Source organism: Oceanicella sp., from assembly GCF_056449545.1.
In genome coordinates this window covers 41012-51167 of sequence record NZ_JBWOMN010000141.1, presented here as the reverse complement: position 1 = coordinate 51167, position 10156 = coordinate 41012, and the positions used below count along the sequence as shown (strand labels likewise).

The 10156-nt window shown below is 71.9% G+C and carries 8 protein-coding genes and 1 tRNA gene; 3 read left to right on the top strand and 6 right to left on the bottom strand.

Annotated elements, in window-relative coordinates; all coding sequences use genetic code 11:
* Positions 1 to 739: DNA/RNA nuclease SfsA (sfsA, locus tag AC1HC7_RS18030; protein WP_479499283.1), on the bottom strand; the 739-nt coding region annotated here is incomplete at its 3' end.
* A gap of 39 nt (positions 740 to 778) precedes the next feature.
* Between sfsA and AC1HC7_RS18025 the strand changes: the two genes are divergently transcribed.
* Positions 779 to 1543 carry a competence/damage-inducible protein A gene (locus AC1HC7_RS18025; protein WP_479497635.1) on the top strand — a complete coding sequence of 255 codons (765 nt, stop codon included), beginning with the start codon at positions 779 to 781 and terminating at the stop codon, positions 1541 to 1543.
* Positions 1544 to 1675: 132 nt separating this feature from the next.
* Here AC1HC7_RS18025 and AC1HC7_RS18020 read toward each other — a convergent pair whose 3' ends face one another.
* Both AC1HC7_RS18020 and AC1HC7_RS18015 read right to left on the bottom strand, forming a co-directional pair.
* Entirely contained in the window at positions 1676 to 2434 is a 759-nt protein-coding gene (locus AC1HC7_RS18020; RefSeq protein WP_479497636.1) for a hypothetical protein, read from the bottom strand.
* Between the two features lies 1 nt (position 2435).
* Positions 2436 to 3272 (bottom strand): sulfotransferase, encoded by an 837-nt coding sequence (locus AC1HC7_RS18015; protein ID WP_479497637.1) that lies wholly within the window; start codon positions 3270 to 3272, stop codon positions 2436 to 2438.
* Between the two features lie 194 nt (positions 3273 to 3466).
* On the opposite strand from AC1HC7_RS18015, the gene AC1HC7_RS18010 reads away from it, so the two are divergent.
* A tRNA-Leu gene (locus tag AC1HC7_RS18010) sits at positions 3467 to 3552 on the top strand.
* A 29-nt stretch (positions 3553 to 3581) separates the two neighbouring features.
* Here the strand turns inward: AC1HC7_RS18010 and AC1HC7_RS18005 are convergent.
* The 3 genes from AC1HC7_RS18005 to AC1HC7_RS17995 form a co-directional block, all read right to left on the bottom strand.
* Complete coding sequence (locus AC1HC7_RS18005) at positions 3582 to 4328, bottom strand: SDR family oxidoreductase (RefSeq protein WP_479497638.1); 747 nt, start codon at positions 4326 to 4328, stop codon at positions 3582 to 3584.
* An 85-nt stretch (positions 4329 to 4413) separates the two neighbouring features.
* Positions 4414 to 6774: a hybrid sensor histidine kinase/response regulator gene (locus AC1HC7_RS18000; protein WP_479497639.1), complete on the bottom strand. Its 2361-nt coding sequence runs from the start codon at positions 6772 to 6774 to the stop codon at positions 4414 to 4416.
* Positions 6775 to 6870: 96 nt separating this feature from the next.
* Positions 6871 to 8073: an RsmB/NOP family class I SAM-dependent RNA methyltransferase gene (locus tag AC1HC7_RS17995; protein WP_479497640.1), complete on the bottom strand. Its 1203-nt coding sequence runs from the start codon at positions 8071 to 8073 to the stop codon at positions 6871 to 6873.
* Positions 8074 to 8253: 180 nt separating this feature from the next.
* Between AC1HC7_RS17995 and ggt the strand changes: the two genes are divergently transcribed.
* A complete protein-coding gene (gene ggt, locus AC1HC7_RS17990; RefSeq protein WP_479497641.1) occupies positions 8254 to 10032 on the top strand; it encodes a gamma-glutamyltransferase in 1779 nt (592 codons plus the stop codon).
* Positions 10033 to 10156: the final 124 nt, after the last annotated feature.

The following is a 10156-nucleotide window of genomic DNA, read 5'->3' as shown; positions in this document are numbered from 1 at the left end:
TTGGTCCCGATTCCCCAAAACAGCACCCGTCGGCCCCGTCGCTGCCGGCCGGGGGCCGGGCCGCCCCCACGCCGCCCGCGTCGATGACGGTGGCGCAGGCCATGGCCTCGACCCCGGCGGCGCGGGCGCGGGCGAACCCCGCCGCGTAGCCCGGATCGATGTCCCCGGCCATGCGCACCCGCGCGCAATCGCCGCGCTGCACCACGTAGAGCATGACCGCGCGCGCCCCCTGCGCCGCCATCGCCGCCAGTTCGTCGAGATGCTTGGCGCCGCGCCTGGTCACGCTGTCGGGGAATTCGGCCCAGTCGCCGGCGCGGCGCAGGGTCACGCTCTTGACCTCGACATAGCAGTCCGGGCGATCGTCGGCGCCCAGCAGGAAATCCACGCGGCTGTTGACGCCGTAGGGGGCCTCGGCGCGGATGCGGTCATAGCCGGCGAGCGCCGGGATGCGCCCGGCGGCCAGCGCCTCGCCCACCAGCCGGTTGGGCAGCGCGGTGTCGACGCAGGCGAACCGGCCCCCGGGCAGCTCCACCAGTTTCCAGCTCAGCTTCAGCTTGCGCCTGGGGTTGTCGTTGGGCTCCAGCCAGATCGTCGCGCCGGGGTCGGCCAGCCCGGTCATGGCCCCGGGATTGGCGCAATGGGCGGTGGCCTCGGCGCCGTCCGCAAGGATGACGTCGGCGAGAAATCGTTTATACCGGCGCACGAGCGTGGCGCGGATCAGAGGCGCGTCGAACTGCATCCGGCGGTGCTATCCCGCCCAGACCCGCGAGGCAAGACCATGACCCCAGCCGCTGCCGCGCCCACCGCCGCCATGGTGGTGATCGGCGACGAGGTGCTGTCCGGGCGCACCCGCGACGCCAACAGCCACCACCTCGCCAACGTGCTGACCGGCATCGGGATCGCGCTGCGCGAGGTGCGCGTGGTGCCCGACGAGCAGGCCGAGATCGTCGCCGCGGTCAACGCGCTGCGGGCGCGCTTTGACCACGTGTTCACCTCGGGGGGCATCGGCCCGACCCATGACGACATCACCGCCGACGCGATCGCCGCGGCCTTCGGGGTCCCGATCGGGGTGCGCGACGACGCGCGCGCGATTCTGGAGGCCTTTTACGGCGACGCCCGGGATCTGAACGAGGCCCGCCTGCGCATGGCCCGCATCCCCGAGGGCGCGGCGCTGATTGTCAATCCGGTAAGCCAGGCCCCGGGGTTTCGCCTTGAAAACGTCCATGTCATGGCCGGCGTGCCGGCGATTTTTCAGGCCATGCTGGAAAGCGTGCGCCCCGATCTGCAAGGCGGGCCGCCGATGCTTTGCCACGCGTTTCGCGTGCCGCTGCCCGAAGGCGACATCGCCGGTCCGCTGGGCGAGATCGCCCGCGCGCATCCGGCGATCAGCCTCGGCAGCTACCCGTTCTTTCGCGGCGGCCTTGGCACGACGCTGGTGGCGCGCGCCCGCGACCGGGCGGCGCTGGCCCGCGTCGCGGCGGCGATCCGGGCCATGTGCGAAAGCCTCGGCGCCCCCGACATCGAGGAAACCCCGCCGGACTGAGCCCCTGTCATTGCCCGCCCGGCATAGCCGCCCGCCCGGATGGTTTGCGCGCCGCCGGCGCCCCGGCCGCCGCTGCGCGACCGCCGGCAATCCGGCCTGCGCGGCCGGGGACAGGCGCCGCGCGCCGCGCCCCTAGACCGGCGCGCCGACCCGCGCCTGCGCCAGCAGATGCGCCAGACCGCGGCGCTCCAGATCATCGGCCATCTCGGCGAAATTGATCACCCCCTCCGCCATCGGCCAGGTGAATTGCCGCCGCATCTCGCTGCTGAGCCCGTCGGGATCGGCGCTCGACCCGATGAACCGCAGCAGCCGGGCGCGCTCGGCCCGGCTGTTCAGCGCCGCATGGTCGGTTTCGAGCGCCCCCCCCGCCGCGGCGATCCGGGCGCAAAGCTTGTCGAACCGGGCGCGCCCGCGCAGATAGCGCTCGAAGCGGTCGGGGTCGTAGCGCACGCGGCGGCGCAGCGCCTGCTCCGGCGGCGTCGGAGCGCCCTTGCGAAAAGTGTAAATCTCGGTCTGGCGGGCGCGCAGCCCCGACAGATGCGCCTCCAGCGGATTGCGGCGCAGCAGGATGCGCCGCCAATGGGGGCCGAACAGCAGGCTCTCGCGGATCGTCAGATCCTCCAGATGCGCCGGAAACACCTTGAAACCAGTGATCTTTTTCGGATGGATGGCGCGCAGCCGGTCGATGAACCCCATCCCCTGCGCATTGCGCGCCGCCGCGTCGCGCCGCCCAAGCCCGACCCGGCGCAGATGCCAGGCGTTCAGTTCCACCCGATCGCGCTTGAAAACCTCGCCATGGCAGATCACGTCGGGGGCGCTGTGCAGCAGGCTCGCCAGATGATACGAGCCCGAGCGCGCCGTGGTCACGATGATGAAGGGTTTCGGCGTCATCTCAGCATTCCGCCGCGAAATCCGCGCCGAAGGTCGCGGCCAGAAACGCCTCCTGCGGGGCCAGCCGGCGTTCCAGTTCCGCGCGCACGTCGCGCGGCGGCGCGGCGGGCCTGGTGGCGTGGACCTTGCGCCCCACCTCGTCGCCGCGCGGTCCCGGGTCGAGGCCCAGAAACCGCTCCACCTCCGTCAGCGCCGCCGCCGGGTCGCGCGCGATGCGCCCGAAAGGCAGGAACATCAGCCGATCCGGCGCGATCGCCGCCTGCCAGCGCGGGATCTGCGCCGCGTAATCGCCGCGATCGGCGAGGTCGGGATCCTCCAGCGCCGCGCGCCAGGCCGCGGCGCCCGCCTGCCCGCGCCGCTGCATGTTCATGCGCATCTGCGACAGCGCCCGCGCCGCCGGGGCGCGCAGGATGTGCAGGATCTTCACCCCCGGCAGGTCGCGCGCCACCTGCGCCGCCCCCGCCTCGGGCAATGACGCGTATTCGGGCGTCACGTCCATGCAGAGCCGCCCGGAGGGCGCCCGCGCGAAGGCCCGCGCGTACCAGCCGGGCGTGAACGGGTCGCGATCCGCCAGATCGCAAAGATAGCGCATCCAGTCCCGGTCGAACGTCTTGGCGTGATTCACATGCCAGCACAGCGCGCGCCGCACGCCGCGGCGCAGATGCGCATGGGTCCAGCGGCGGTTGCGCGGGATGTGCAGGTGGTCGAAATAGTGCAGTTCCTTCAGCGGCGGGGTCCATATGCCGGGATGGGTCCGCAGCCGTTCGAACAGCCAGGATGTGCCCGCCTTCTGCGCCCCGATGCAGAGAAACCCCGGCATTGTCCCCGGCAAATTCATCGCGCGCCTCCGCCCGCGCCGCGTCCCGGCGCTGTCGGGACTCTGGCGCAAACACCCCTAAGGCCGCGTTAAGCCCGGCGAGGGTTCCGGCGGCGCCGCGCGCAACTGTCGCTTGAATTGCCGGCCGCAGGGGGTAAAGAGAAGGTCCAGCGCGCCCCCCGCGCAACGCCATGCGGGGGATGCGGGGCCAAGGCGCGGGCGTGGCGAAACTGGTAGACGCATGGCACTTAAAATGCCTGGGACCTAGTCCGTGCCGGTTCGAGTCCGGCCGCCCGCACCACGATGTCCGGAATGACCGGCGCCGCCGGCTCAGATGGTGCGCCCGCCATCCACCTCCAGCACCACGCCGGTGATGAAATCCGCCTCGTCCGAGCACAGATACAGCGCCGCGTTGGCGATGTCGCGCGGCTGCGACAGCCGGCCCAGCGGCACCGTGGCGATGAAGGCGGCGCGCTTTTCCGGAGTGTCCTCGCCCATGAAGGTCGCGAGCAGCGGGGTTTCCCCCGCCACCGGGGCCAGCGCGTTGACGCGGATGCCGTCGGGCGCCAGTTCCACCGCCAGCGAGCGGCTCATCAGGTTCACCGCGCCCTTGGTGGAGTTGTACCAGGTCAGCCCCGGGCGCGGCCGCAGCCCGGCGGTGGAGCCGATATTGAGCATCACCCCGCCGCCCGCGTCGCGCCAGAGCGGCACCACGGCGTGGCAGAAATGGAAGATCGACTTCACGTTGACCGCGTAGAGCTTGTCGAAATCGGCTTGCGGAACATCGAGCAGCGGCTGGTTGCGCGGCGACCAGCCGGCGTTGTTGACCAGGATGTCAACGCCGCCGAAGGCCGCGGCGACCGTGGCGGTCGCGGCGCTGACGCTGGCGCCGTCGGACACGTCGCACAGCACCGGCAGCGCATTGGCGCCCAGCTTGTCGGCGACCTCGCGCGCCGCCGCTTCCTGGATGTCGAGCAGCGCCACATGGGCGCCTTCGGCGATGAACCGCTCCGCGATCCCCAGCCCGAACCCCTGCGCGGCGCCGGTCACGATGCAGCGCTTGCCCTCCAGTCGCATGGCGTCTCTCCCCTTGCCGTTTCGTCAGTCGCGCGCAGGGTGACGCGCGGCGCGGGCGGGCGCAAGGGGCCATCGACCCCGGAGCTCAGGCGGCGTCGCGGACCTCCTTGATCGCCATGCTCAATTCGTTGAGCGAGAACGGCTTGGGCAAAAAGTGGAAATCATCGAGGCCTTCGAGGTTCTTGCGGAACGCGTCCTCGGCATAGCCCGAGACGAAGATCACCTTCACGTCGGGCAGCTTTTCGCGGGCGCGCTTCACCCAGGTCGGGCCGTCCATGCCGGGCATCACCACGTCGGAGACGATGACGTCGATCTCGATGGCGGGGTCTTCGAGCGTCTTGAGCGCGGATTCGGCGGAATCCGCCTCCACCACCTCGTAGCCGCGCATGCGCAGGGCGCGCGCGGCGAAGGAGCGCACCGGCGCCTCGTCCTCGGCCAGCAGCACCACGCCCTCGCCGCCCAGATCCTGCGCCGCCTCGGGGGCGGCGGGGCGAATCGCGACCGGCGCCTCGGTCTGTTCGTGGCGCGGCAGGTAGATCGAGAACACCGCGCCCTCGCCCGGCGCGCTGTCCGCGAAGATGAAGCCGCCGGTCTGCTTGACGATGCCATAGGCGGTGGAGAGCCCGAGCCCGGTGCCCTCGCCCACCTTCTTGGTGGTGAAGAACGGCTCGAAGATGTTGCCGATCTTGTCGGGCGGGATGCCGGCCCCGGAATCCGAGACCTCGATCAGCACATAGTCGCCCGCCGGCACCACGGCGCGGTCGCGGCGGAATTCCTCCGACAGCGAAACGTTGCGGGTGCGCACCCGCACCTCGCCGCCGTCGCGCATGGCGTCGCGCGCGTTGACCACGAGATTCATGATCACCTGTTCGAACTGGCGTTCGTCCACGCGCACCAGACCCAGCTCGCCCTCGTGATCCAGATGCAGGCGCACCTTTTCGCCCAGCAGCCGGTTCAGCAGATGCGACAGTTCGGCCAGGGTTTCGACCAGCGAGATCACCTTGGGGCGCAGGGTCTGCTTGCGCGAGAACGCCAGCATCTGGCGCACCAGCGCCGCCGCGCGATTGCCGTTCTGGCGGATCTGCGCGAGGTCCGCGTGATCGGGATCGGTGGTGTCCCGGCGCATCAGCAGCAGGTCGCAATGGCCGTTGATCGCGGTCAGCAGGTTGTTGAAATCATGGGCGACGCCGCCGGCGAGCTGGCCCACCGCCTGCATCTTCTGGCTCTGCACGAACTGCGCCTCGAGGGTTTTCAGCTCGGTCGCGTCGGACAGGACCGCGATCAGCGACGGGGCGCCGTCGATCATCACCCGCGACAGCGACACCTGCAGGAACAGCTCGCGATCCTCGATCTTGCCCCGGGCGATTTCCGAGCGGCCGGTGGCGCGGCCGCGCGCCGCCTCGGCGACGCGATCGTCGATCGACCGCCCCAGCCCCTCGATCAAGGCGCCGATCGGGGCGCCGGGCTCGGCGCGGGGTCCGAGCAGGGCGCGCGCCGGGGCGTTGGCGGAGATCAGCCGCCCCTCCGGCGTCAGCCGCGCCAGCGCCACGGGCAGGCCCTCGAGAATGTCCTCGGCGTTGGCGCCGTCGGGCTCGTTGTCCTCGATTCGCAGCAGGAACATGGCCATGGGGGCCTCGGGCGGGGCCTTGGCGGCGGCGGTCTCGTCAAAGAACGCCCGGCAGCGCAGGCCGGGGCGCACGGGCCGCGCCAGCGCCACCGCCTCGCCCGAGCGCACCGGGCGCGCCGCGAACACGTCCTCGAGCTTTTCCACCGGCCCGTCGATCATCTCCGCCAGCGCGCGATTGACCGACGCGCGCCCGCCCTGCACCCGCAGAAACCCGAAGGCGGTGGCCGCGGCCAGCGCGCCGGCGCCCGCGTCCTCCCACGGCGCGCCGCAGGGCAGCAGGCGCCAGAGCAGCACGCCGGCCCCCGCAGGGGCGACCTCGGCATCCCATAATTCGCCGCCGCGCAGAAAGGTTTCGCGGCGCAGCACGCCGTCGCGGCGCATTTCGCGCAGCATCCGGTAGACGCGTTTTTCGATCTTCGCCGCGTCGCCGGAAAATATGCTGCGCACGTCTTCGCCGGGGCGGCAATGGGTGAGCCGGTGCATGGCCGGGTTGACCGCACGCAGGATGCCGTTGAAATCCGACAGCGCCGCGGGCGAAGAGGACGAGCCGAACAACGCGTCGAACGCCCCGCTTTCGCGCCGCGCCGCGCCCGCGCGTCGCAGCCGCAGCACGATCATCGCCGCAAAGGCGCTGAGCGCGCCGACGCCAAGCGCCGCCTGCGCCATGAGCCCCGCCGGCGCCGGCAGCGCCTGATCGGCCAGCAGCGCCGCCGCGCCGGTCAGCGCCAGCGCCGCGGCGCCAACGCCCCAGGACCGCGCCGCGCCCGCCCCGGACAGCCCGCCGCCAACTTCCGTCGCTTGTTCCGTCTGAACCGTCACGCCAACCGCTCCGCCGCACGCGCACGCATTCTGCGCAGGCAATCCCCCGCATATGAAATCCGCAAGGCTAACAGAGGGTAAACGCAATCGTGATTTCTATCTAGGGGAGAGTCGAATCACCGCGCCATAGAATCCGTCGCCGCCGTCGAGCGGGGTCAGGCGCCGCTCGGCCTCAAGCACGCAATCGCCGCGCGCCAGAAACCCGTCGACCACGTCGCGGTTTTCCGCCCGCAGCAGCGAGCAGGTGGCGTAGACCAGCCGCCCGCCGGGGGCGACGCAGCGCGCGGCCGCGGCCAGAATGCGCGACTGAAGCGCCGTCATCCGGTCCAGTTCTTCGCGTGTAAACGCCCATTTGGCGTCAGGATTGCGCCGCCACGCCCCCGAACCCGAACAGGGCGCGTCCACCAATGTCAGATCGCAGCGCCCGGCAAGCGCAGCGACGCCCGCCGCGTCCAACAGCGTGACGCGCGCCCCGGCGCGGCGCGCCCGCGCCGGCAGACCCGCCATGCGCGACGGGTCGGCATCATGGGCCAGCAATTCGCCCCGCCCCTGCATGTCGGCGGCCATGGCCAGCGTCTTGCCGCCGCCGCCGGCGCAATAATCAAGCACCCGCGCGCCGGGGCGGGCGTTGGCGAGCAGGGCGATGGCCTGACTGGCGGCGTCCTGCACCTCGACCAGCCCGTCGCGCAGGGCGGCGGCGTTGCGCAGGCGCCGCGCCCCGGCGGTGACCCGCAGGCACAGGGGCGCGAGCGGGCCGGGTTCGGCGCCCACGCCGTCGCGCGCCAGCGCCGCGCGGGCGGTCTGGATATCGGATTTCAGCGCGTTGACCCGCAGATCCGCCGGGGCGCGTTCGGTCATCGCCTCCAGCGCCGGGACGAAATCGGCGCCCAGCGCGCGGCGAAGTTCGGGGGCCAGCCAGTCCGGGATGTCGAGGCGCACCGCATCCGGGGCTGGCGGCGGCGGGACCGCGAGGCGCGCGCGGTCTTCGTCGTCAAGCGGCGCGGGCGCGTGGCGGGCGCCGGAGAACAGCGCCTCGATGGCGGGCAGGTCATGGCCTTGCGCCAGACGCCCGAGCATCAGCGTCCGGCCCGACGCCTCGTCGCCCGCGCCCATGCGCCAGGCCGCCGAGCGGCGCCGGCGCAGCGCCCCGTAGACCAGATCGGCCAGCGCCGCACGGTCGCCCGAGCCGGCGTAGCGGTTGTCGCGCCCCCAGCGGGCGAGCACGCGGTCGGCGCCGCGCCCGACGCCGACCCGGTCAAGAATTTCGATGGCGGCGGCGATGCGGGCGGCAGGAGTCATGGCGGGCTCAGGCGTTGGGGTTAAGTTGGAATTGTCGAAGCGGGATTCGGGCCGGAGGTCTGCTGTCATGGCCCGGATGCGGACGGCGGCGATCTGGCGCGACGGCGGCCCGCTGGCCGGGCCGCGCGCGCCACTGGTTGATCATCGGGCATAGTCGCTCGGGCAGGAGAGGACAAGCGCATGAAAACGGCATTCGGATCGGCTTTGCCCGGACATCCATGGCGGGCGTGGGGTCGCGCGCTTGGTCTGGGCGCGATGGCGGCGCTGCTGAGCGGCGCGGCGACGGCGCAGGAGGCGACGCAGCCGGAAAAAACCTATGAACGCGCCGCCGCCGCATCGATCGCCGCCGACAGCTACATGGTGGCGGCCGCCAACCCGATCGCGGCGGAGGTCGGGCGCGCGGTGCTGGCGGCGGGCGGTTCGGCGGCGGATGCGGCGGTGACGGTGCAGTTGATGCTGAATCTGGTGGAGCCGCAAAGCTCGGGCATCGGCGGCGGCGCGTTTCTGCTCTACTGGGACGCCTCGGCGCAGGAACTGAGTTCGCTCGACGGGCGCGAAAAGGCCCCCGCATCGGCGACGCCGGCCTATTGGCTGGGCGCGGACGGCAAGCCCGTGGGCTGGTGGGACGCGGTGATCGGGGGGCGTTCGGTGGGCGTCCCGGGGACCCTGCGGATGCTGGAGACCCTGCACCGCGCCCATGGCCGCCTGCCCTGGGCGGGGCTGTTCAACCCGGCGATCGAGATGGCGGAGGCGGGGTTCGAGATATCGCCGCGCATGGCGGAGTCCATCGCCTCGGCCCAAAAGCGCAAGCTGGGTCTGTTCGAGCCGGCGAAAAGCTACTTTTTCCGGGACGACGGGTCGCCGAGGCAGGCGGGCGAGGTGCTGAAGAACCCGGATTTCGCCCGCTCCCTGCGGCTGATCGCGGCCGAGGGCGCGGCGCCCTTCTACGAGGGCGTCATCGCCGGCGACATCGTCGCCGCCGTGCGCACCGGCGTGAACGGCGGCGAATTGACCCGCGCGGACCTGGCCGGGTACCGCGCCCTGCCCCGCCCGCCGGTCTGCGTGGAGTACCGCGCCTACGAGGTCTGCGGCATGGGGCCGCCTTCGTCCGGCGCGCTGACCGTGGGGCAGATCCTCGGGATGCTGGCGAATTTCGACCTGCCGGCCATGGGCGACGGGCCCGCGGCCTGGCACCTGTTCGTCGAGGCTTCAAGACTCGCCTACGCGGATCGCGGGCTTTACATGGCCGACAGCGATTTCGTCAACATGCCCGAGGGCTTGCTGAACCCGGCCTATCTGGCGGCCCGCGCGGCGCTGATCGACCCGGCGCGGGCGATGGCGCAAGCCGACCCGGGCGAGCCGCCCTGGGATGACGCCATGCTGCTGGCCCCCGACACCCAGCCCGAGCGCCCCGGCACCAGCCATTTCGTGGCGGTGGATCGCTATGGCGACATGGTCTCGGTCACCACCACCATCGAGACCGGCTTCGGCAGCCGGGTGATGACCGGCGGCTTCCTGCTCAACAACGAACTGACCGATTTTTCGCGGGCCCCGGAAAAGAACGGCGCGCCGATCGCCAACCGGGTCGAGGGCGGCAAGCGGCCGCGATCCTCCATGTCGCCGACGATCGTGCTGAAGGACGGGGCGCCGGTGCTGCTGATCGGTTCGCCCGGGGGATCGCGAATCATCGAATACGTGGCCGCGAACCTGATCCGCATCCTCGACTGGGGCATGGATCCGCAGGCGGCGGTCTCGGCGGGGCATGTGGTCAGTCGCGGCGGGCCCGTGGAGCTTGAAGAGGGCACGGAGGCGACGGCCCTGCAGGGCGCGCTGGAGGCGATGGGCCACGTGGTGAAGGTCAAGAACCTGAATTCGGGCCTGCACGCGATCCAGATCGGCGAGACCGGTCTGCTGGGCGCCGCCGACCCGCGCCGCGAGGGCGCGGCGCTGGGCGGCTGAGGGACGGGCGCGGGGACAAGGGTCGACGCCGCCCCCTGGATCTGAGGCGCCGCGGCATCCGCGGACGCCCCCCCCCACGGCCCCTCCCCGCCGGCGCCGGCAAACCGTCCGGCGCTCAGACGCG

Bases quoted from the DNA above. Each gene is read 5' to 3' on its own strand.
- AC1HC7_RS18025 (WP_479497635.1), top strand. From the start codon at position 779: ATGACCCCAGCCGCTGCCGCGCCCACCGCCGCCATGGTGGTGATCGGC.
- AC1HC7_RS18020 (WP_479497636.1), bottom strand. From the start codon at position 2,434: ATGACGCCGAAACCCTTCATCATCGTGACCACGGCGCGCTCGGGCTCG.
- AC1HC7_RS18015 (WP_479497637.1), bottom strand. From the start codon at position 3,272: ATGAATTTGCCGGGGACAATGCCGGGGTTTCTCTGCATCGGGGCGCAG.
- AC1HC7_RS18005 (WP_479497638.1), bottom strand. From the start codon at position 4,328: ATGCGACTGGAGGGCAAGCGCTGCATCGTGACCGGCGCCGCGCAGGGG.
- AC1HC7_RS17995 (WP_479497640.1), bottom strand. From the start codon at position 8,073: ATGACTCCTGCCGCCCGCATCGCCGCCGCCATCGAAATTCTTGACCGG.
- ggt (WP_479497641.1), top strand. From the start codon at position 8,254: ATGAAAACGGCATTCGGATCGGCTTTGCCCGGACATCCATGGCGGGCG.